Consider the following 22,405-nt stretch of genomic DNA (forward strand, 5'->3'; position numbering starts at 1 on the left):
GATGGTCGGATGCTTACAAACTAAGCATATTTATACCCATTAGGATTCTGACTCTGCCAATGCCAGCTGTCCTTACACATATCTTCAATAGTTAATTCAGCTTGCCAGCCTAATAAAGCTTTTGCTTTATCAGCACTGGCATAACAAGCCGCAATATCCCCAGGGCGTCTGTCAGTTAATTGATAAGGAACGCTTTGATCCGTTACTTTTTCAAAGGCCTCTACCAATTGTAAAACTGAACTGCCATTTCCTGTGCCTAAATTAATGGCTTCAAAACCAAGTCCTTGCTCCGATTGAGACTGACTTTGATTTTCACTAATATAGTTTAAAGCAGCCACATGGCCTTTGGCCAAGTCTACCACATGGATAAAGTCACGTACTCCAGTGCCATCGACTGTGTCATAGTCACTACCAAAGACACTTAACTGTTTCAGCTTGCCCACGGCCACTTGGCTAATATAAGGCATTAAATTATTCGGGATACCATTAGGGTCTTCACCGATTAAACCTGAGCTGTGCGCACCAACTGGATTGAAATATCTCAGACAAGCAATATTCCAGCTCGGATCTGCTGTTGCCAAGTCTTGTAAGATATACTCAACCGTTAGCTTCGATTGACCATAAGGATTAGTACATGAGCGTGGCGCTGTTTCAGGAATAGGTAGGGTTTCGGGATCACCATAGACTGTCGCAGACGAAGAGAAAACAAAGTTTTTCACATCATGGTCTTGCATCACCTCTAACAGTTTAAGCGTACCAGTGACATTATTTTTATAATATCTTAATGGCTGAGCAACCGATTCTCCAACAGCCTTTAAACCGGCAAAATGAATCACCCCAAAGAAGTCATGCTTATCAAATACTTGGTTCAATAGTTTACCATCCAGCACATCGCCTTCAATAAATTCAATTTCTTTCCCTGCCAGCTGCTCCGTGCGCTTTAAGGCTTCAAGGTTACTGTTAGATAGATTGTCATAGACCACCACGTCGTAGCCCGCTGCAATCAGCTCGATACAAGTGTGCGAACCTATATAACCTACCCCACCGGTTACCAAAATTTTATTATTCATAATATATCCGCGTGTTTTTTATTTTAAAAGCCTGAGTTAACATTTTAATTGTACTTGCTTAAGAGTGCCTATCCAATCGACTAATAGTAACCCCACTAAAGCCAAACAGTATTGTTAATAGTAGCGATAGATAACAGAAGAAAGCATACGGTAGATACTCTAATACTGGAACTTCCAAAGCCTGGCTAATAAATACCCCACACACACTCCACGGTACCAACGGGTTAATCACCGTGCCCGCATCTTCAATGGTGCGTGATAAGTTTTTAGGATGTAAGCTTAAACGTTCAAAGGTCGGACGAAATGCAGTACCAGATAACAAGATACTTAAATACTGCTCACCAATTAATACGTTGATGCTCAGTGCGGACATGGCTGCGGCAAAGATGGCCTGCCCTGCCGTGTTCAGCTTATCGCGCATGCCTGCTAATAACGCCGGTAAGATACCCAGAGTTTTTAACAGACCACCCAAACTTAATGCCAATATCACAATGGTCTGGGTAAAGAACATACTTTGTATACCGCCACGGGTCAGCATACCGCCCACTTCACCTAGCTCTAGATTTTCCGCTGGTGTATATCCAGCAAAGAAATAACCCCCCAACTGCGCAATACTTGGCGAACTATGAAAATAAGTAATCATCAAGGCACTGATAATGGTACAAATAATGGTATAAATAGCATTCACGCGCAGCAAAGCCAATATGACTAACACTGCAAACGGCAATACCGCATAATTGTGGACCAAGCCACTCTCAATCAGTTGTCCTTGCAATACCGTCACCTGATATAAGTTACCAGCATGAGTTTGACCAGACAGCATCCAAAATAATAGCACACTGATAATCCAAGCTGGCACTGTGGTATACATCATATTGCGCAAGTGCTCAAACAGATCAATACCCACTACCGAAGACGCAATGGTTCCTGTATCTGATAAAGGTGACATTTTATCACCGAAGAATGCCCCAGAAACCACCGCCCCTGCTGCAATCGCCACATTGGCATCAAAAGCATTACTCATACCGATGAACGCCACACCAAGTGTGGCCACCGTGGTTAAGCTACTGCCCAAGGCAATACCGATAATAGAGGTAAGCACAAAAGCAGAGATATAATAAAAGCGCGGTGATATCAGCTCAAAGCCAAAATACATCAAAGTAGGAATGGCCCCCGACATCATTAACGCCGCGACCATCAAGCCAATAAAGAAGAATAGATAAATCGCACCACTGCCACTGACCACGCCTGCCGCCATCTCAGACTGCATATGATCAAAGCTCAATCCTCGCAGCAGTCCCATCAATAACAAAAAGCAAATCGCCAATATTAAAGATAAGTGCGGTACCCAGCCAAAGCTGATCATGGTGACGCCCATAATCAACAGCACGATGCCGGCCATCAAAAAAGCCAGCTTGGGATCAAGTTGAGCGGTTTGGGAGGAAGAATCAGTTAGCATAGGTCATCCCTTTATTTTCGGTCGGGATAAATAATCGCACCATGATAACAATTTTTTAACACTTTAGATAAACTTTAGCCTTGAAAGCTATTAAAACATTGAGTTGTCCTGCAATCTGGCATTGAGTTCACCGTAAATCTGGTTTATTCTAAAGGTCTGCTTGACCCACTCCCTTGTTTAAGGAAAAAAAATGTTTGAACGTGTCGAATTCTATGCTGGTGACCCAATTTTAGGACTGATGGTTGAGTTTGCAAATGAAACCAATCCTAATAAAGTAAACCTTGGCGTTGGCGTTTATTATGATGAAAATAATGTACTGCCGGTCCTTGAGTGTGTGAAGACCGCCGAGCAGCGTATTGCAGATCCTATCTCTGCTCGCCCCTACCTTCCTATGGAAGGTCTGCCAGGACATCGTAAAGGCTGTCAGAACCTATTATTTGGTAAAGATGCTCCTGTATTACAACAAAACCGTGTAGCAACCATTGCCACTATCGGTGGTTCTGGTGCCTTAAAAGTAGGCGCTGACTTTATCAATACTTGGTTCCCAGAATCAAAATGCTATGTCAGTGACCCCACTTGGGGCAACCACATCGCTATCTTTGAGGGCAGCGGCGTAGAAGTGGGCAAATACCCTTACTACGATAAAGCCACAGGTACTGTGAAGTTTGAAGAGCTTATCGCATTTTTCAACACCCTAAACAAAAATGATGTGGTGCTATTACATCCTTGCTGCCACAACCCAACTGGTGTGGATTTAACTCAAGCCCAGTGGAATGAGCTACTACAAGTAGTTAAAGAACGTGAGCTAATTCCTTTCATGGACATCGCTTATCAAGGCTTTGGCGAAGACATGGACAGCGACGCTTATGCCATTCGTAAAGCAGTTGATATGGGCCTGCCTTTATTTGTCAGCAACTCATTCTCAAAAAACCTATCGCTTTACGGTGAGCGTGTGGGTGGCCTATCGGTGGTTTGCCCCTCTGAGGAAGAAGCCAATCGCGTCTTTGGTCAGCTTAAATTCACCGTCCGCCGTATCTACTCAAGCCCACCATCACATGGCGGCCGTGTCGTAGACATCGTAATGAATGATGATGAGCTTTATGAGCAGTGGGTTGGTGAAGTTTATGCCATGCGTGACCGTATTAAAGCCATGCGCTCAAAGCTTAAGTCAGTGCTAGAAGCGAAAGTACCGGGTCGTAACTTCGATTACCTAACGACTCAAAACGGTATGTTTAGCTTCACCGGCCTAACCCCTGAGCAAGTAGAACGCCTAAAAACTGAGTTCGGTATCTATATGGTGTCAAACTCTCGTATGTGTGTAGCCGGTCTAAATAGCAGCAATATCGACTATGTGGCCAATGCTATGGCGGAAGTCTTAAAAGACTAATTATTAATCTATTTTGGAATTCATTAACAAAAAGCTGAGCATTTGCTCGGCTTTTTGTTTATCCGGCTGTTTGTATTATTGATCTAACTTATTCCGCCAAGCCGAGGAGCACTGTCTTAGAGACGCCCCTACTCTAAAGGCTTATTCCCTAACCCTAAGATTTCAGACAAAATATAGACTTACCTTACTTTCTATTAATGTATCAATGTAGGTTGCCTATGACCCCTAATTTAAAACTTATCGCCAGCCTGCCTGCCTTATTAATATTAGCCAGTTGCTCTGGTAGCAGTAACCCCGAAAATAAGGATGCTGCATCACACGCTCCTGCCGATGACAGTAAAGCCGAGTCAGATCAAGTTTTGCGTATTGCCGCAGCAGCCAACTTAGCTGGGGTGTTACCCGCAGTGATTGAAGCCTACCAAGCTGAAGACGGTCAAAATAAGAGTGGTCAAAATGCCGAAGACCAAAACCCAAAAATTGAAGTCACCTACGCCTCATCGGGAAAACTATTTGCCCAAATCAATTCCGGGGCTCCGTATGATCTATTTTTATCCGCCGATCAAGACTTCCCTGCCAAATATGCTCAGCAGCAAGCTTCTGCCAAAGTGACCGTACAAGCGCCTTTTACCTATGCCCGTGGTCAATTGGCCCTGTATAGTAGCAACCAAGATATCAGCTCAATCGAAAATTTAGACCAGGCCAGTCTACAACAGCTGTTTATCACTCAGCCTACCCAAAACAACATAGCTATTAAAATCACCTTGGCCAATCCTGAACTGGCGCCTTATGGGGCATCTGCCCAAGCTTTTTTACAGCAACAAGGTGTTTATGATGAGTTAAATGACGAGAAAAAACTAATCCAAGCCGAAAACATCGGTCAAGCTTTTCAATATGCACACACCGCCACCACCGACTACGGTTTTGTGGCCTTATCGCAGTTAATCAGTGCTGAAGTTGAACCCTCAAAATATTTAATCTTACAACCCGATAGCTACCCCGCCATATTACAAGATGGCATTGTGGTCAGTGATAGTGCTGCAGCCACAGACTTTAGTCATTATCTACAGTCCGCACCGGCACAAAAGTTATTTGCTGATGCTGGGTATCTGCCAGTGACTAACCCCTAGCTATGGCTTCGATTTGATAGTAAGCGCTAATAACGGTTTTAGAGTCAGATAAAGTCTAGGTAAAGGGTGATAATATTGCTATGCTTGAAGATTAGTAAATTGGATTAGCTTCTATCGCTTCCTGTTATCTATCGGCCCCTATTATCTACTGGTATTAACCCTTTGGTATTGACCCTCTATGTCACTTCTTTCTCCTCACTTATCTGACATGTTGCTGCCACTGTGGCTGAGTATCAAGCTAGCCTCTATTACCACCCTGTGCCTGCTGTTATTTGCTACCCCGATGGCTTATTGGTTAGCCAAACCCTCCTCTAGCACTCTGATCACCCGTATCAAAATCATGCTCATGGGGGTGATTGCGATGCCCTTAGTATTGCCACCGACGGTACTAGGGTTTTATTTGCTGTTACTGTTTAGTCCCAACTTTGCCCTCGGTCAATGGCTCATAGCACATAATATCGGTGTTTTGGCTTTTACCTTTGAGGGCTTGGTATTGGGCTCCATCATTTACTCTTTACCGTTTTATGTGCAGCCGGTATATGCACAGTTCTTACGCATTCCAAAAAGTGTCAGCGATATGGCACTACTGCTTGAATCCAGCCGATTACGCCGCTTTACTGCCGTAGCACTGCCACAAGCCAAAACCGGCATTATCTTAGGCAGCCTTATTAGCTTTGCGCATACCATTGGCGAGTTTGGGGTGGTATTGATGATTGGGGGCAGTATCGCTGGAGAAACCAAGGTCATCTCGATTGCCATTTACGAGCAAGTCGAAGCGCTAAATTATGAAATGGCACACACCATGTCGCTACTATTGGTATTACTAGGTATTGTTTTGGTAGGACTGATTGCCAGTATCAATCGCCAGGTTAATGAAGGCTTTGCTTCAAGGCCTAAATATAAAAGGATGAAACAGTAACCTATAAAAAAATCCAGCCGAAGCTGGATTGTTATCAGTTATTAACGCTAAAAGTCAACTTTGCGACTTAATCCTTGCAGTATAGGTTGTCTAACCCTCGCTACTTAGCCATTGTTGCTAAGCCATTTAGAAGACTGATCTTGGTAATACTCTTGCTTCCATACCGGAATATCAGCCTTAATAGTGTCTAATATCCATTTGCAGGCATCAAAAGCGGGATAACGGTGCTTAGAGGAGACCCCGACCCACACCGCCATATCGCCAATCTCTAGCGCACCGATACGGTGAATGGCTACCGCGTTTTCGATATCAAATAAGCGTTTGGCTTCCTCGATAATCAGTTTGCCCTGGTTAATGGCCAATTTCTCATAGCCATAATAAGTCAAGCTGGTCACTCGGCTGTCATTATTATGATTACGTACCCAGCCCTCAAAAGTAGCTAAGGCGCCACACTGCTCATCTTGCAGCATATCTTTTAGACGCTGGGCATCAATGGCTTCATCAAGCAGTGCAAAGCCTTGAGTCTGTGCCAGTTGATACACCTCATCTACCGTATATGAAATAGTACTTGCCTGCTGATGGGGCTGATTGGCGGTGTCTAAAGCCGTTTGACTGTCCATGTGTTACTCCAAAAACATTTATTTAAATAGCTTTCTGAATAGCTATTAACCAACCAACGCCTAACCACCAGCCACAGGCGGAATAAAAGCAATAGTATCGCCCTCATTAATGGCATCATCCCAACTGGCAAACTCATCATTAATGGCCACTCTCACCTTCGAAGTGTCTAACTCAAAGCCATATTGCTGCTGCAGCTGGGTGTATAGCTCAGATAAACTTAAGTTGTCTGCCAAACTTAACTGCTGCTGACCTTGTTGTGCTTTTTCCGCTAAGCTTGCGAAAAACAAAACAGTAATATTCATAGTGTACTCAACCTATTCAGTAGCCTTTTATATCTACAGAAAATTATTTATACAGAAGATAATTTAACTCTATGTGACTGGTAGTTATTTTAAGAGCATCCGAGAGGTGTGGCCAGATACTAATAAAATAACTACCAGTTACAACTACTTCATTTCTTTACAGTTGAACCAGCTCTAAGCCTTCTTATAGTCAGACTTGCCACCGGTCTTAGTCACCAAACGCATATCCTCGATAATAATGTCGTGCGATAGCGCCTTGGTCATGTCATAAATGGTTAGACAGGCCACGCTCACTGCAGTCAATGCTTCCATCTCAACCCCAGTTTTATGAGTCACTCGGACTGTTGAAACCACCTTGATGGCGCACGCCTCATCGTCATAACTAAAGCTTAACCCCACCTTATCTAAAGGTAGCGGGTGACACAATGGAATTAAATCATGAGTACGTTTGGCGGCCATAATTCCAGCAATGTGAGCAGTCTGCGTAATGCTGCCCTTTTTGGTCATGCCATCAGCAGCCTTAATCTGACTATAGATATCTTTTGGAAACACGACAGAGCCTTGCGCTACTGCTTCACGAGTGGTGACCGTCTTATGCCCCACATCCACCATATGAATATCACCATCGGCATCTAAGTGTGATAGCTTATGGGGCTGATTTGATAAATCTGGGGTATTTTGATCAGAATTTGGAAGTGACATAATGGGCTTTGACCTAGAGTTTTAAACTAAATTTGATGAAGTTTTATTGGGCGAGCTATTTTTATACGCTAATGACTAATTACTGGACTGGAACGATGGTTCACTTTATTGTCAGCTGCTGACAGGCGGTTTGAAACTGCTCAGGGGTATTTAAATTACAAAGCGTATACCAAGTTCGGGGCATGGCTATCGACTGGCTAATAGGGCTGATAAAGCACATCACTCGCCGCTCTCCACTGTCTAAATAAGCTTTCAAGGGCTCAGCTAAGCTTAACTGGTACAAGGCCAATAGTGGATAGTCTCGTTCGTTATCCACCAACCCATACATTTGAGGCTGTACAATCTCTTCGTCCGTTATAGCGGTTGCTATTAGAGAGTCTGGTATAGGTACGCTTTGAGTTGCTGAACTTTGGGCTTTTAAATAATGCCAAATATCCGAAGCATTAACCAAACTATCACAACTCACCACTAGCATCCATTTTGACCCAACCTCAGAGCTTTTGGCTTCAGAACAATTATCCTTACCGTTATCAGAGTCATTATTTACTAACAACTGCTGCATACCGGCCAAGATAGCCCCAAGGGGCCCTGCTGAATGTTTATTCGCCGCTTCTGGGTTACTGCTATGGGGCTGATAATCATCAATGTAATTAATACAACGGTTCGCAGTCTCTACTTGAGTTGCAAATCCTTGCCCATTATCGGCAATCAAAATTGTCACACCCAGCTGTTTAGCACTACGCACATGATAATCCAGTAAGGTTTCTCCACTCGGCAATTTTAACAACGCTTTGGGCGATCCCATACGCGTTGATAAACCGCCAGCTAGGATAACTACCCCAGCCAAAGATTGTGCTTCGAGATTATGTCGCAGTGCTGCTTTCATCTAGTTAACTGTCATTCAATTAATCATTATTTAATTAATCGTGACCTGGGTTAACACGCATTAAATGCGGCACAAAGTTACAAGGGCCGGTGCGACTGTCTAACTGCTCTTTGATAATCTGTGTCCAACCAGTACGGCAAGCCCCTGATGAGCCTGGTAAGCAGAAAATAACGGTATTATTGGCCATACCCGCAACAGCACGCGATTGAATGGTCGACATACCAATCTCATCTTTTGAGATTAAACGGAACATCTCCCCAAAACCGTCGATTTCTTTATCAAATAACACGCTTACCGCCTCAGGCATGCTGTCACGGATATAAAAACCAGTACCGCCTGTGGTAATCACCGCATGTACTTCAGGGTCGGCAATCCAGCCACTAATCACCGCACGAATTTTATAAATGTCATCGGTAATTAACTGGCGATCGGCCAAATTGTGACCCGCCTCTTGTAGTGAATCTACCAAATATTGACCTGAAGTATCTTGTTCTAAAGTACGGCTGTCTGAAACGGTTAACACGGCCACGTTTAAGGGAGTAAATACTTTTTCTTTTGACATAAAAGCGCCTTAAATAATTAATATAAAAACTTAACAGATTGAAAATATGACTTATTTAAATACGGCCTATTAACCGCCAATCCTTTTAACCACCAATCATGGACAAGTTATGCATAATGCCACTATTGGATTCAGCCAAATGGTGGTGTTCTGGTTTTACGGGCATAAAGTCGTGTAGCTTTTGTACCAAACCAGCCACATCCTGCTGCTGTAAATATTCCCGAATACCGTAGTTGCCTTGATCAAACAAGCACAAATGCACCTTGCCAAGGCTACTAACACGCAGACGGTTACAACTGTCACAGAAGTGCGGCGCATACGGGGCAATCATCCCAATACGGCCCACATAATCGGGGTGGCTATACTCTATGGCTGGACCATCATTCTGACCTCGGTGATGCGCTTGCCAGCCATTTTTTAGCAAATAGTCGGTAATAAGAGCTGACTGGGCATGCTGAGCGAAGAACAAATCTTTGTTATCCGTGGTCTGCATAAATTCAATAAAGCGGTAAGTCACCGGACGGGTTTTGACATAGTTTAAAGCGGCGAGCAAGCTGTCGTAAGCGGTGTCTTCCATCAAGATGCCGTTAAGCTTGAGCTTAATGTCTGTGGTGACTAATAGCTTGTCTATGTCTTGCAATAGCTGCGGCAACATATCAAAGCCGGTCATCTTATGAAAGGTAGCCGGATCAAAGCTATCCACACTGATATTTAGTTGATCTAGCCCCGCTTGCTGCCAATGGGCCAAGTGCTTGCCCAATTTATAACCATTGCTAGTCATCGCCACCGTCTCAATACCGGGTGTGGCTTTTACTTGCTCAATAATCTGGGTCACATCTTTACGAATGGACGGTTCTCCGCCAGTTAGACGCACCTTTTTTGTGCCCACTTCAGCGAAAGCCTTAATCAGTACCTCAATCTCTTGCAGCGTCAGCTCATTGTCTGGACGTTTGCCTTGATAACCATTAGGCAGGCAGTAGCCACAGCGAAAATTACAAAAATCAGTAATGGACAAGCGCAAATAGGTCAAGCGACGTGAGAAGCCATCGGTTAACAGGCTGTCCTCTTCGGCAGCTTGGGGCGTAAGGTTATTGGCAGCCATACTCGACACTGAGCTTTTGGCCAACTTAGAGAAAACCGTAGACAGTGTAGAGTCGCTGCGTGCAGAATTGCTCAATTCAGAGTGGCTCAGTGCAGAGTGACTCATTGCAGAAACAGTATTAACTGATGACATCAGACCATGACCAGCAAACATAACTGAATTGGGGGAAGGTGTGTATAGCCTAGCTTTCCCTAGGTTGGAATTAAGAAGGGTCATATGCGGTACCGTAGTCATTGATAGTTAATGTGCTCTAAGCGTTGCCTCAGGTTGTGAATGGATCTTCTATGAAGGAGGGTTGAATAATAGATATTATAACAGGTTGCGAAGTAATAGATACTCACCCTAAAGAAGGCCCTGCGCTAAGTCATCTACCTCTTTAGTAGTATATGGTTCGTGGTCTTTATCAAGGCTATCTAGGCAGATGACTGGCCGTTTATTGTGTATCGATAAGAGGGCTGCCATTGGTTATTCCCTATTAATTAATACCAATGGCTTACTTAATGATTGATCACGCTATCACGCTAATAATCAATAACCGTTAGTACCAAGGAAAAGGCTGTATCGTTACCTTGTCCCCTGCAACCAGACTGCCTGAGTCTTTTGGCAATACAATCAAACAATTGGCCAAACTTAACTGCTTAATACGGTGCGAATCTTGCTTGCCGGCAGTACTTACCACATACTCCCCTGCTGCATTTTGGCTAAAAATACCGCGCTGAAAATCAGCTCGTCCTGGTGACTTTCTGACATCATTGGCCAGACTTGCAGTCAGTGTTAACGGCTTAGGAATATCTGTCTCATTAATGCCTGACAAGCGCCACAAGGCTGGGATAATAAACTGTAAGCTACCAACGACCGAAGACAAGGGGTTGCCGGGTAGACCAAAATACAACACCGGTACCTCTAGGCCCTCTGTCAACTCGCCAAACACAAAAGGCTTGCCCGGCTTCATCGCCACTTTATAATGATTAATCTGACCCAGCTCTTCAATCACTGTGGTCAAGAAGTCATAGTCACCCACCGAAACCCCAGCGGTAGAGATCAACACATCACACTCTTGCATGGCACTGCACACAGCCTTTTTAGTCATTTCTAAATGGTCGGGAATAATGCCGTAGTCTTGAATCACTACCGGAAGATGGGCAAACATGCTCTTTAAGGTAGGCGTGTTGGAGTTATAAATCTGCGCCAGTGTCTGTAACGGTTCACCCACCGCCACCAATTCATCTCCTGTGGCTAAGATACCCACAGTAAGTGGCTTATAGACCTCAACTTTAGCAACGCCAAAGTTGGCCAGCAAGCTAATGTCGGCAGGGTTTAGGCGTTTTCCTGCCTCCAATACCCCCTCACCCTCTTCAATCTCTTCCCCTTGCTTACGGATATTGCTGTCGACTTTGGCGGCTTGGGTCAGCTCAATAGCGTAGGTCTGCGACTTATCAATGCTATCTTTGATGTCCGCAAAATTGGTATTTTCCTGCATAACCACGGTATCACAGTCGCTAGGCACCACAGCCCCAGTAAAGATGCGCACCCCTTGACCCGGTTGTAGTTTGCCACTAAAGGGTGAGCCAGCCTGCGACTCCCCAACGATGTCGATGCTTGTGCCTTGATCAAGTGTACTGCCCTTAGCAATGCCATATCCATCCATCGCCGATAGGTTCTGGCGGGGTACATCAAAGGGCGAGACAAGGTCGGCGGCTAAAATATGATTGTGACTGGCCAACAACTCCCGAGTTTCTGTGGCACGCTTGGCAAACGGCAAGTCTTGGTTATTATAAGCCGTGATACGCTCGGTAATAGCGGCTTGTAACTCAGCAACAGTAATCATAAATTCGCTCTCTAAGGTGATGATTGTTGGGTTAGGTTAGGTTGGGTTGGTTAAATAATATTCGGATTCGGCTTAAATTTAAGCTTAGGCTGATCCTTAGTCTAGCTCTACCAAAGCTAGTTGATCGGCTTCTACAAAGTGTAGCAGCAAGTCAGTTAATGCGGGATAAACCTGCGTTTTTACTCGGATAATCTGGCACCGGTCATTAAATTTCGGCAACCAGTTTAACAAAGCACTTTGCAAAAACTCACTTTGCTCAGCGGCGATGCTGGCTTGCTCTTCGCCCTCTACTTCACTGCCATGCTGAATCCATAAGCTCAATACTTGTAGATAAATACTCAGATGATCTTTTGGCTCTCGAAAGTCAGGGTGTAAATCTAGCTCATGCTCGGCCAAAAATTGACTCATTTGCTGCGCCGGTTTACCATACAGCATCTTATCAGCCTCTAAATAATAGGAGGCATAAGGTGGAGCGCTTTGATGACCACTTAATAAAAACATATGCGCAAAATCTGCTGCCAACTCCAGGGCTCTATCCGCTTCCGGGATGACTTTAAGATTATTTAACGCCTTTTGTAGTCGCTCACTTTCTTCTTGTAAACCTAACTCTGAAAAAGCTTGGTGTAAAGCTGGATATTGTTGTTGTAGCTCAGCCAAGTTTTTTTTATTGAACTCACGGGCAAAAATCTCCGCAAACCAGCGATACAAAGCTGCACGCGCCTTATTAGCTGCTTGCCATTGTTGTTCATTATTCATCGGAATTCCATTACTCTAAAGGATTATTAGAAGCATTTACCAGGCCACTACCCTATATAGTAGCGAAAACACTCACTAAAATATAGAACAGGGGCTCTGCCTAAACTGTAAGCAAAGCCCCTGCTCCGTGTTGTTAAAGCTATTGAAGTTAGCAAAGTTATTAAAACTATCAAAACCATTTAAGTTGCTAAAGCCAGCCGGCCCGTCTTGCTCTGCAGGCCAACACTGGCTGTCTACCCCTAGCCTCTAGCCTTTATCTTCACTAGCTGGCGAGCCGTCTGGATTGACATAAGTAGGACCACCAAAAGCCGTCACTGCAGGCGCTTTGTCCACAAACTTCTCAATCTCAACCAAACAGGTATTGGCACTTGGGCCTTGAGCCAACATCGAAGTCCCAATGTCTAAGGTCAAGGTATTGGGGTCACCATACGTATCTAATGCCCCAATCTCTGGGCCGGTAGGACCGTACCACGCCCCTTCTTGAATGCGAATAACGCCTGGCGGGAAGTTGTCTGAAATTACCGCACCGGCTAGCAGCTGACCACGGTCGTTAAAGACACGCACCAAGTCCCCATCTTTAATGCCACGAGCCCTAGCATCCTCTGGGCCAATGTAGCAGGGCTCACGGTCTTGAACGGTATAAGTCGCTCGGCGCTCTTCAGACTCACAAGTCTGGGAGTGTAAACGGGTATCAGGGTGTACCGACTGCAGCCACAGTGGATATTTGTCTGACCCTGGACCACCGTGTGAGCGTTCTGTTTTTTCCATCCAAATAGGGTGACCTTTACAGTCCTCATAGCCATAGCTGGCAATCTTACGGCTGCTAATCTCAATGAAGCCTGAAGGCGTGCCTAAAGCGTTCACCTCTGGGTCTTCGCGAAAATCTGCATGACGAACCCAGTTCTCCCCTTCTGGGAACAACACATAGCCTTTCTCCCAGAACTCTTTAAATTCTGGCATGTAGAAATCTTTTTTCAAGTTCTCAGCACGGCAATCTTCATACAGTTGCTCAATCCACTGCATCTCATTCATGGCACGGCTGTACTCGATTTCACGGCCCATGCGCTTGGTAAACTCATACCAGATATCGAAGTCTGACTTTGAGTGATATAGCGGGTCTACCAGCTTGTGCATGGCGATAACGCCGCGGTTACTGTACGACCCATAGGCATCTAAGTCGTTGCGCTCATAAGGGGTACAGGCCGGCAATACGATATCAGCGAAGCGACAGGTGGCAGTCCAGTTATAATCCACGGACACCACGGTCTCCATATTACGGTAACCCTTCTTCATGCGGTTACGGTCTTGGTGACGGTGCCACTGGTTACTGCCAGTAAAGATACCCATTTTCAACGGTGGCAGCGTGACTTCATGGCCGTTAAAGTTAATTTTTTTACCAGGCTCTAGCAGACAATCTACCATGCGCGCTACAGGAATCACTGAGCTGTAGCCATTGTAATCATTGTTGTCGTATTTGGCTTTACGACCCGTATCTAAGTTCAGGGGGAATGCCCCTGGCATAGAAGCCCCTGAGGTAGGCACCCCGACTGAGCTGTAGTGGTGCGAGTAACTAATGCCGCCCCCTGGCAGACCAATTTGACCCAACATAGCAGCAATGATCGCCCCCATCCAGTAAGGCTGCTCACCATGTTGCTGACGCTGAATGGCCCAACCAAAGCAAAGCTGAGTGCGGTTTTTGGCCATTTTACGGGCCAGCTCACGGATTCTGTCCGCTTTTACGCCGCAAATTTTCTCTGCCCATTCAGGCGTCTTCTCAACCTTATCTTCGGTCTTACCCATCAAATAAGGGGTAAATTCATCTAGACCTAGGGCATACATATCGACAAACTCTTTATCATAGAGCTTCTCGGTGTATAAAGTATGAGCAATCCCTAGCATGAACGCCACGTCCGTCATGGGGTTCACAAACTGGTGTTCACACTCAAGATAGTTTTGCGTTTTACTCTTCACCGGGTCGATACAGATGACTTCAATCTCTTTATTTCTGACCTTGTCGCGTAAGATTTCAAAGTACTCATAGGCTTCATGAGTTTCGGTGTTCCAGCCCACTTGTAAGTTCTTAATCGGGTCGTTGGCCCAGAATATAATTACTTTTGAATTCTCTAAAATCAGCGGCCAAGAAGTCCCTTGTGAGTACACCTCTGTTGAGCCCAAGATATACGGCAGGATTATCTGACCGGCACCCGTTGAGTAGTCACCGGCGGTCCCCACACTCTTACCATGCATAGCAATAGCACGTAACATGTGGTTACCACAGCTGTGCACGTTTCCTACGGAGCGCCAACCGACGTTTGCCGTGTGTAGCGCCCAAGGGCCGTAATCTTTTTGAATACGCTCTAGCTCTTCATAAAGAATATCCAACGCTTCATCCCAGCTTACCCGCACGAAACGGTTATCACCCCGCTGTGAAGTGTCGCTATTTTGGCGGTTTTTATACCAATCGACTCGGATCATCGGATAGCGTACACGTGAGGGGCTATAAATAATACCGGGCACCCCATCTAAAATCTTAGTGGGATATTGGTCAAATTCAAAAGGCTTAATCTCTACCAACTTATCGGCTTCCACTCGGGCACGAAAAGCCCCCCAGTGAGCGCCGGACATCTTCCAGCCGCTCCAGTCTTGCTCTTCAATTTTGCCACCTTTAGCATTAGTTAAGACGCTGTTATCGGCCAGTAGTGGCATAGGTAGCATCGCCGTTCCCGACAAAGCGGCTAGCGATTTTAAGAAGCCCCTACGGTTTATAGTTTTCATAATGTACCTCTTCTTCTTAGGCGTAATGGTGGGTTATGGTCTTGCCATCTGGATGGTATTCTCCGGCGAACCTGGAGCATGTTTACTGCTAGCAAAGTCTGATGAATTTAGCTGTAAGTACTTCAATACCAAACCTCCAGTATCATCATCTAGGTTAGTAAACCCGACCATACCACTCCATAATCCTGGCCACTGGTTCGCATCATGCGAAGCTGGGTTGGGCTGACGGTGACACACACTACAGTTGTCATCATAAGTTTGACCTGCAATGTCCCACGCCGGCTCTAAGCTCTTCATTAATAGACCATCTTCTACCCAGAACTGACCACTAACTTTTTGCCACTCAAGCCCTGTCATTGGGTCTTCTTTCGACTCTTTTACTTTGACAATGCTCTCATCACGCGACAATTCTTTTTCAATAATGGCATCCACAATGTTCAAACCAAAGTGGGTGTACCACACACGGCCAAAGCCTTTATTCTTACGCCACATATCCAGCTCAATCTGAGTCATGCCTTTTTCATGAGCAATAACTTTGGCTGGGGCAGCCACTTCAATAGTGCCTGCCACTTTCGATTTTTCAGCATCAAGATATAACTTCTGAGGCACGATGTTGTAGTAGGTCTCGCCCACATTAATCTTGGTGCTACCCGCTTCAGATACTAAAGAATCAAAGGCTGGGTTGTGCATGCCTTCCATAACAGGCAATTCGTGAGCAATGCCTTTGTGACAATCCACACAGCTGGCATCGCGTTCGGCAGCACTGCGCATGATCATCTGTGAAGTCACCCGCATTTTGCTAAAGTCCATGCTGTCATAGTCGTGACAGTTACGACATTCTTTTGAGTTGTTGGCTTTAAAGCGAGCCCATTCACGCTGAGCTAAGACACCACGGTGCGCTAAGAATTTCTCACGGGTACCAATGTCGCCCATCACATGAGACAGTACTTCACGTGAAGCCTGCATCTTACGCGCAATCTTATCGGTGAAATCATGCGGTACGTGACAGTCCTGACACTCCGCTCGAACCCCAGTACGGTTTTGCCAGTGTACTGTTTTTTGCAGTTCAGGCAGCATATTGTCTTCCATGGTGTGACAAGACAGACAGAACTCTTCGCTGTTGGTGGCCTCTAAAGCGGTGTTGAATCCCGCCCAAAACCAAACACCGCCAATAAAACCGATGAGCACCAATACGCCCAAACCGATTTTTGTTGCGGGCTGAAATAGAAGTCGACGCAGCCAATCAAATAGCCGTTTTATAGCATCCATGATAATTCCTTGCCATTTTTATCAAAAAGTAAAAAAACTTTTTAAATCATTTTTTTACTCTGACCCTAGTCAATAATGGGTAATTTGCAGATCAAAAAGCCATGCAAAATAAGTGATATTGGGTGTTGTGCTTAGGTTGGTGGTCCCCAAAAAAACATTTGGCCAAACCAAACAATAAAACCATAAGCACAAACAAATAAAATGGCAATTAATGGTAGGGCAATAAAAGACATCACCAGCGCACTTAGCCACTGGCGCTTAACGGGCTCGGCCCGCTTTACTGGTTGACTCTGTGTTTGCATAGGTTTCCCCTTACGGTAGCTTTACTAATTTTAAAAATTTTATTTTTATTATGAAAAATATCGTTGAATAGCGTTGCCAACTTACTAATCAAATAACCTGCCCATAAAATAGCTTGTCCACGAAATAGAGAATAAAGGGCTAGAAACGTACTTCTTTTGTAAACAAAAAGAGCGAGAAAAAATACATTAAGCGAGGGCTGAACAAAAAGTTGATTCTGGATGTTTGCCGTAGGTTAACCGAACATAAAACGGGCTAATCTAAACTCAGCCTCAGCAATAAGTTATAGAGATTTTGGCTATTAAGTATTATATTTTAAGGGTTTCTAGACCTGGCTATAATAAGCTAGGTAAATATCGAATATATCCTCATTATAATTAAGGGGATTATAAATAGCCACCTCATTTATGGTATTTCAGGGCGTATTTCTATATAAATCCATGCGATTAAAGTTCTTTTTATATTTCTAGATTATTAACCTGTTGTTTCTGTAATCCTAATGGGTCCTTGTAGAGTAATAAACTATAGTTGAGTTTTGACCTCGGCTCGTTTATCGACCAAAAATTAGCCATAAAAAAAGCCCACGGGTTAATCTGTGGGCTTTTCATTGAGGTTTCATTTTATTCTGGTAATTTGTTTAATAGGCTGATTTATTACAGAGATAAGAGTAGATATATAGGTTGCAGGCATAAAAAAAACCTCACTACCCTAATTAAGAGAAGTGAGGTTTTTTATGCTCTAAGAGCAAATTTGGAGCGGGAAACGAGATTCGAACTCGCGACCCCGACCTTGGCAAGGTCGTGCTCTACCAGCTGAGCTATTCCCGCATTTGGTACGTAGTGCTTATTAGCTAGACAGGTATTATAGATTAAAAATACTTTGTGTCAATAGCTGTGTCTTACAGTGGCTAGTATCAATAGCCTTTACAACAAATTTGGAGCGGGAAACGAGATTCGAACTCGCGACCCCGACCTTGGCAAGGTCGTGCTCTACCAGCTGAGCTATTCCCGCATCAATCGAGTGCATAAGCCAGTTTTAATTACTAAAGCTACTGCCTCTTGATAGGTGGGCTATTATAGATTAAATTAAAATTATGTCAACACCTTTTTTCAGCATTTTTTTAATTAGGCCTGATATCGCCCTGTATTTGAACAATATCCTCAAATGAACAACGTTTTTTAACGTATGAATTACAATAAACAGCTGTTTTACTCAGCTGTATTCGCTAAACTTTAGCCCATAATCAGAATTCATACGCCACATTCTCTGTCCACTATTACGATTTACCTTAGTAATTATTCTATTTTAATAATTAGCATATTAGTAAGTAGCCTAGGCGCTTTGATTGAGACAGAGAGATGACGTAGACCTATTAATGAGGAAAAGAATGAAAAAGTTTTTAATTAAAACCACTTTGGTGGCTTCAGTATCCGCCATGGCATTGACCGGGTGTAGCTCGACCACCAACTCTGGCGTTATTGGTAGTGACAGACAGCAGCTATTATTGGTCTCTAATGATCAAGTTATGCAGATGTCAGCGCAAAGCTATAACCAGCTGCTTCAAGAAGCCCGCAATAAAAGAGTTTTAGACACCAACGCTGCTCAGCTGGCCCGTCTAAATGGGATTGCCCGTAAACTAATCAACCAAGCAGAGATTTATCGAGGGGATGCCAAAAACTGGCAGTGGGAAGTTCATACCATTAAATCCAATGAGCTAAACGCCTTCGTTTTACCTGGTGGTAAAATCATGTTCTATTCAGGTATTATCGACCGCTTGAATTTAACTGATGCCGAAATTGCCGCTATTATGGGTCACGAAATGGCACACGCTATCCGTGAGCACGCCCGCGAGCGTATCTCAAGTCAGTATGCCACTCAGACTGGTATTGGTATTGCCGCTAGCATCTTTGGTCTATCGCAAGGTCAAGCGCAACTAGCAAACATCGCTGGCGACTTAGGCATTGCTCGCCCTAACAGCCGTACCCAAGAAGCCGAAGCCGATAAGATTGGCTTGGTACTTATGGCCAAAGCCGGCTATGACCCTAATGCCGCAGTTAGCTTATGGAAAAAGATGCAAAGTGCTAGCCAAGGCGAGCCACCTCAGTTCTTAAGTACTCACCCCTCTAGCTCTAACCGTATTGCTTCATTACAAGCTTTAATTCCTGAAGTGATGCCTTACTATAAGAAGTAGTGGCTAATTATTATAAGAAGTTACTACTATAAGTAGTTACTATTAAAAGATATGTTTATTAAGATCAGCCTGCTGCCTTGCACAGGCTGTTTTTTTATAACCCTTAATTTGATATAGCCCTTAATTTCATAACGCTTATAGACCACTCAATAAATTACTCGGTGTCAGATAAACTGGCCTCTTCTGTGTTGCAGACAGCCACTAGAGCAGAACTACTGTTACCTGTTAATATATAGCTACTATAGTGAGCCAATTATTTAGTTACTTGGCTGTTTCTTTATTGACTGCTTAACAAGTATCAGCCATTTAATGATTCACCTATTAACAATTGATAGTAGTCGTATCCATCATTAGGAGAAAGGGCGTGCAAACCCATACTGAAATATTAAAGCGCATCGAAGCACTTAACCCTACTCACAGCGAGTTGGTTAATGAGTCTATGAATCATGCCGGTTATTTTGAAGGTAAAGAAAGTCACTTTAAGCTGACTTTGGTCAGTCCTGAATTTGAAGGCAAAAGACGCGTTGCCAGACACCAACTTATCTATGGGCTAATGAATGAGTTAATGACCAGTCAAGGCGGTAGCATTCATGCTTTGGCTATCCACGCTTACAGTCCAGACGAGTGGCAACAACAGAACCAGACGGTACCTGCCAGCCCTCTTTGTGCCGGTCAAAACAAAGACTAATAATAAAAATCAATCATTTTATTGACCAGGTAACTGGCTTGAGGAAACTATGAAACACTTACATATGTTAATGGCGGTAATCACTGTGGTGCTTTTTTTATGGCAAAGCTACTTGGTGATGGCCAAAGGCACCCGCTTCGATAAAAAGGGCAAAATTTCTAGCCATGTGGTTTATGCTCTGTTAATTATCTCAGGAGTATTGAACGTCATGCCGCTACTGTCAGCCAATGCCCCACTACAATGGGTGGCTGCCAAAATTATATTACTCATAGCGGCAATAAGTGCTAGTATTAAAGCCTTTAGAGCGACGGCCACACCGGCACAGAGCAAGTCTGGTATTTTTATCGCTTTCATTGCTTACGTGGCTATTTTCATCTTAGCTTTCGTAAAGCCTGGCAACTTTATGTAGTCCAGCAGCTATTAACAGCTGCTAATGACACTTGTCACTCAAAGCCGCTAGTAATTCTATTATAAGTAAGGCGTCTATTCCCTGTATAATCTGAATTACAGCAATTATAAACTTAGGAGCTCCTATGCCAAAACTTAGCGTAAAATCTTTAATGACTTCTGCTGCAGTGGTTGGCAGCATCCTGGTTATCAGTGGCTGTGCCAGCACGGGTAATGTCACACCCCAGTACATTCCCCCGAGCACTTATCAAAATTATGACTGTTCGACGCTGTCTCAAGAATATCAGCGCATTCAATCCTATATTAATACCGAAAGTAGAAACTACTCAGGATTGACCACAACAGGTATTGGGGTTGGTGTCTCTGCTGGACGCTGGGGCATCTCTCCTAACATCAATATTGGTGTTGGCAAAAGCACCAATAATAACGCACGCGATGCCAAACTTTCACGCTTGTTTGGTGAGCGCGATGCAGTGGTACAGTCAGCGCGTATGAAGCAATGTGCATTTGCCGCTAAACTAAAAGTTTATGGCGAATCTTAGTGAGTATAATTAGCAGCTTGATGACCCTTTCAAGTCTCGCTTAGCAACAAGGACCGGCTAAGGAATAAGGCAATAACATCATGAGTCAGCCCACAACAAATACACCCCAAACTTTAAATAGCGCCACAGCTGGCAGTAAGCCGGCTCATTTTAATCGGGCTGATCATCAGCGCGTAGTGATTACCGGTATGGGCGCGATTACTCCTCTTGGCTTAGACGTGGACAGCACTTGGCAACGCTTAATCCAAGGTGAAAGTGGCATTAAGCCAATTACCCACTTTGATGCCTCTACCTACCGGGCGCAATTTGCAGGTACCGTAGAAGGCTTTGATGCCAGTCAATTTATGGCCGCCAAAGAAGCCCGTCGATATGATGCCTTTATTCATTATGGCGTAGCTGCTGCTAGCATGGCGCTAAAGCAAGCCGGCTTTATTGAACAAGTATCAGCTGAGTCGGCTCCGGTGCAAAACGTGGATTCGGATCGCTTCGGTGTCATCATTGGGGCAGGTATTGGCGGACTACAAACGTTAGAAGATAACCGAGATGCCCTAGCCAATCAAGGAACACGTCGCGTCTCTCCTTTCTCACTACCTGGCTCTATTATTAATATGGCTGCGGGTATGGTGGCCATTAAGCATAACTTGCGTGGTCCGAATCTAGCGACCGCAACAGCCTGTACTTCGGCTGCCCATGCCATTGGTCTAGCCGCTCGCTTAATTGCTTATGGCGACTGTGATGTTATGTTGGCCGGTGGCAGCGAAAAAGGCTCTAGCCCTCTGGGTATGGCAGGCTTTGCCGCTATGGGTGCTTTATCTACTCGCAATGATGACCCAACCCGTGCCAGCCGTCCCTTTGATAAACACCGCGATGGCTTTGTATTGGGAGACGGTTCGGGAGTATTGGTGCTAGAGAGTCTGGCCCATGCCAAAGCCCGCGGCGCTACTATCTTAGCGGAGCTGGCAGGCTTCGGTATGAGTGACGATGCGCATCATATTACTGCGCCGCCAGCGGATGGTGATGGGGCCGCTAGAGCCATGGTTATGGCCATTAACGATGCGGGGATTGACCCGTGTGAAATTGGCTATATCAACGCCCATGGTACCAGCACCCCCGCTGGAGATGTGGCTGAATCCAAAGCCATTGAAGGCATATTTGAGGCATGCAAAGAGCGTCTGTTGGTGAGCTCAACTAAATCTATGACTGGCCATTTGTTAGGGGCTGCCGGGGCTATCGAAGCCATCTTTAGTATCCAGGCTTTACTGGATCAGAGAGTACCGCCTACCATCAACCTAGAAAATGTTGATGAAGATTGCCACCTAGACTATGTGGCCAATGCAGCACGTTCCGTGACCAACCTTAACTATACGATGTCTAATAGCTTCGGTTTTGGGGGTACCAATGGCTCTTTGATATTCGCACGCTGGGTAGAGTAATTCGGTCTAATTCGTAAACTCTACCCAATAAGTCCTATCGCATAATTACTTTTATTTTTCACTATCAAACTCTGATGG

21 protein-coding genes and 2 tRNA genes are annotated in these 22,405 nt (G+C 44.6%); 8 read left to right on the plus strand and 15 right to left on the minus strand.

Annotation, left to right across the window (positions count from 1 at the left end; translation table 11 throughout):
• Positions 1-20: 20 nt before the first annotated feature.
• Together galE and B3S92_RS10840 are read right to left on the minus strand one after the other, a co-directional pair.
• Positions 21-1,070, minus strand: coding sequence for a UDP-glucose 4-epimerase GalE (galE, locus tag B3S92_RS10835; RefSeq protein WP_296205956.1), 1,050 nt, complete (start codon positions 1,068-1,070; stop codon positions 21-23).
• Positions 1,071-1,128: 58 nt separating this feature from the next.
• Complete coding sequence (locus tag B3S92_RS10840; RefSeq protein ID WP_296205958.1) at positions 1,129-2,529, minus strand: Na+/H+ antiporter NhaC family protein; 1,401 nt, start codon at positions 2,527-2,529, stop codon at positions 1,129-1,131.
• Positions 2,530-2,719: 190 nt separating this feature from the next.
• On the opposite strand from B3S92_RS10840, the gene B3S92_RS10845 reads away from it, so the two are divergent.
• The 3 genes from B3S92_RS10845 (at position 2,720) to modB (ending at position 5,962) form a co-directional block, all read left to right on the plus strand.
• On the plus strand, positions 2,720-3,916 hold the full coding sequence (locus tag B3S92_RS10845; protein ID WP_296205960.1) for an aromatic amino acid transaminase: 1,197 nt from the start codon (positions 2,720-2,722) through the stop codon (positions 3,914-3,916).
• Between the two features lie 218 nt (positions 3,917-4,134).
• Positions 4,135-5,043: a molybdate ABC transporter substrate-binding protein gene (modA, locus tag B3S92_RS10850; protein ID WP_296205963.1), complete on the plus strand. Its 909-nt coding sequence runs from the start codon at positions 4,135-4,137 to the stop codon at positions 5,041-5,043.
• Between the two features lie 178 nt (positions 5,044-5,221).
• Complete coding sequence (gene modB / locus B3S92_RS10855) at positions 5,222-5,962, plus strand: molybdate ABC transporter permease subunit (RefSeq protein WP_296205964.1); 741 nt, start codon at positions 5,222-5,224, stop codon at positions 5,960-5,962.
• Positions 5,963-6,066: 104 nt separating this feature from the next.
• Here the strand turns inward: modB and B3S92_RS10860 are convergent, their stop codons facing one another.
• The 13 genes from B3S92_RS10860 to B3S92_RS10920 all read right to left on the minus strand — a co-directional run bounded on the left by B3S92_RS10860 (position 6,067) and on the right by B3S92_RS10920 (position 18,076).
• Positions 6,067-6,582, minus strand: coding sequence for a molybdenum cofactor biosynthesis protein MoaE (locus tag B3S92_RS10860; RefSeq protein WP_296205966.1), 516 nt, complete (start codon positions 6,580-6,582; stop codon positions 6,067-6,069).
• Positions 6,583-6,642: 60 nt separating this feature from the next.
• Positions 6,643-6,885, minus strand: a complete 243-nt coding sequence (moaD, locus tag B3S92_RS10865; protein WP_296205968.1) for a molybdopterin converting factor subunit 1 — start codon at positions 6,883-6,885, stop codon at positions 6,643-6,645.
• Positions 6,886-7,059: 174 nt separating this feature from the next.
• Entirely contained in the window at positions 7,060-7,587 is a 528-nt protein-coding gene (gene moaC, locus B3S92_RS10870; RefSeq protein ID WP_296205969.1) for a cyclic pyranopterin monophosphate synthase MoaC, read from the minus strand.
• Between the two features lie 100 nt (positions 7,588-7,687).
• Positions 7,688-8,473 carry a molybdenum cofactor guanylyltransferase gene (mobA, locus tag B3S92_RS10875; RefSeq protein WP_296205971.1) on the minus strand — a complete coding sequence of 262 codons (786 nt, stop codon included), beginning with the start codon at positions 8,471-8,473 and terminating at the stop codon, positions 7,688-7,690.
• A 34-nt stretch (positions 8,474-8,507) separates the two neighbouring features.
• Complete coding sequence (gene moaB, locus B3S92_RS10880) at positions 8,508-9,035, minus strand: molybdenum cofactor biosynthesis protein B (RefSeq protein ID WP_296205974.1); 528 nt, start codon at positions 9,033-9,035, stop codon at positions 8,508-8,510.
• Positions 9,036-9,120: 85 nt separating this feature from the next.
• Complete coding sequence (moaA, locus tag B3S92_RS10885) at positions 9,121-10,353, minus strand: GTP 3',8-cyclase MoaA (protein WP_414707025.1); 1,233 nt, start codon at positions 10,351-10,353, stop codon at positions 9,121-9,123.
• A 322-nt stretch (positions 10,354-10,675) separates the two neighbouring features.
• Positions 10,676-11,965, minus strand: coding sequence for a gephyrin-like molybdotransferase Glp (glp, locus tag B3S92_RS10890; protein ID WP_296205977.1), 1,290 nt, complete (start codon positions 11,963-11,965; stop codon positions 10,676-10,678).
• A gap of 96 nt (positions 11,966-12,061) precedes the next feature.
• Positions 12,062-12,721, minus strand: a complete 660-nt coding sequence (torD, locus tag B3S92_RS10895) for a molecular chaperone TorD (RefSeq protein WP_296205979.1) — start codon at positions 12,719-12,721, stop codon at positions 12,062-12,064.
• A 246-nt stretch (positions 12,722-12,967) separates the two neighbouring features.
• Positions 12,968-15,496 carry a trimethylamine-N-oxide reductase TorA gene (gene torA, locus B3S92_RS10900; RefSeq protein WP_296205982.1) on the minus strand — a complete coding sequence of 843 codons (2,529 nt, stop codon included), beginning with the start codon at positions 15,494-15,496 and terminating at the stop codon, positions 12,968-12,970.
• Positions 15,497-15,529: 33 nt separating this feature from the next.
• Positions 15,530-16,765, minus strand: a complete 1,236-nt coding sequence (torC, locus tag B3S92_RS10905; protein WP_296205984.1) for a pentaheme c-type cytochrome TorC — start codon at positions 16,763-16,765, stop codon at positions 15,530-15,532.
• Positions 16,766-16,896: 131 nt separating this feature from the next.
• Positions 16,897-17,067: a periplasmic nitrate reductase, NapE protein gene (locus B3S92_RS10910; RefSeq protein WP_077449477.1), complete on the minus strand. Its 171-nt coding sequence runs from the start codon at positions 17,065-17,067 to the stop codon at positions 16,897-16,899.
• 749 nt (positions 17,068-17,816) lie between these two features.
• Positions 17,817-17,892, minus strand: a tRNA-Gly gene (locus B3S92_RS10915).
• 108 nt (positions 17,893-18,000) lie between these two features.
• Positions 18,001-18,076, minus strand: a tRNA-Gly gene (locus B3S92_RS10920).
• A 376-nt stretch (positions 18,077-18,452) separates the two neighbouring features.
• Here B3S92_RS10920 and B3S92_RS10925 point away from each other — a divergent pair.
• From B3S92_RS10925 to fabF, 5 genes are all read left to right on the plus strand, one after another.
• The gene (locus B3S92_RS10925; protein WP_296205987.1) at positions 18,453-19,256 is read left to right on the plus strand and encodes a M48 family metallopeptidase; all 804 of its coding nucleotides are present in this window, start codon (positions 18,453-18,455) and stop codon (positions 19,254-19,256) included.
• A gap of 364 nt (positions 19,257-19,620) precedes the next feature.
• On the plus strand, positions 19,621-19,944 hold the full coding sequence (locus tag B3S92_RS10930) for a BolA family protein (RefSeq protein ID WP_296205989.1): 324 nt from the start codon (positions 19,621-19,623) through the stop codon (positions 19,942-19,944).
• A 49-nt stretch (positions 19,945-19,993) separates the two neighbouring features.
• A complete protein-coding gene (locus tag B3S92_RS10935) occupies positions 19,994-20,353 on the plus strand; it encodes a SirB2 family protein (RefSeq protein WP_296205991.1) in 360 nt (119 codons plus the stop codon).
• A 124-nt stretch (positions 20,354-20,477) separates the two neighbouring features.
• On the plus strand, positions 20,478-20,894 hold the full coding sequence (locus B3S92_RS10940) for a hypothetical protein (protein WP_296205993.1): 417 nt from the start codon (positions 20,478-20,480) through the stop codon (positions 20,892-20,894).
• A gap of 80 nt (positions 20,895-20,974) precedes the next feature.
• Positions 20,975-22,327: a beta-ketoacyl-ACP synthase II gene (gene fabF, locus B3S92_RS10945; RefSeq protein ID WP_296205995.1), complete on the plus strand. Its 1,353-nt coding sequence runs from the start codon at positions 20,975-20,977 to the stop codon at positions 22,325-22,327.
• The last annotated feature ends 78 nt before the right edge of the window (positions 22,328-22,405 follow it).

The sequence above is a fragment of the Psychrobacter sp. UBA3962 genome (genome assembly GCF_002385225.1).
GTDB lineage: Bacteria > Pseudomonadota > Gammaproteobacteria > Pseudomonadales > Moraxellaceae > Psychrobacter.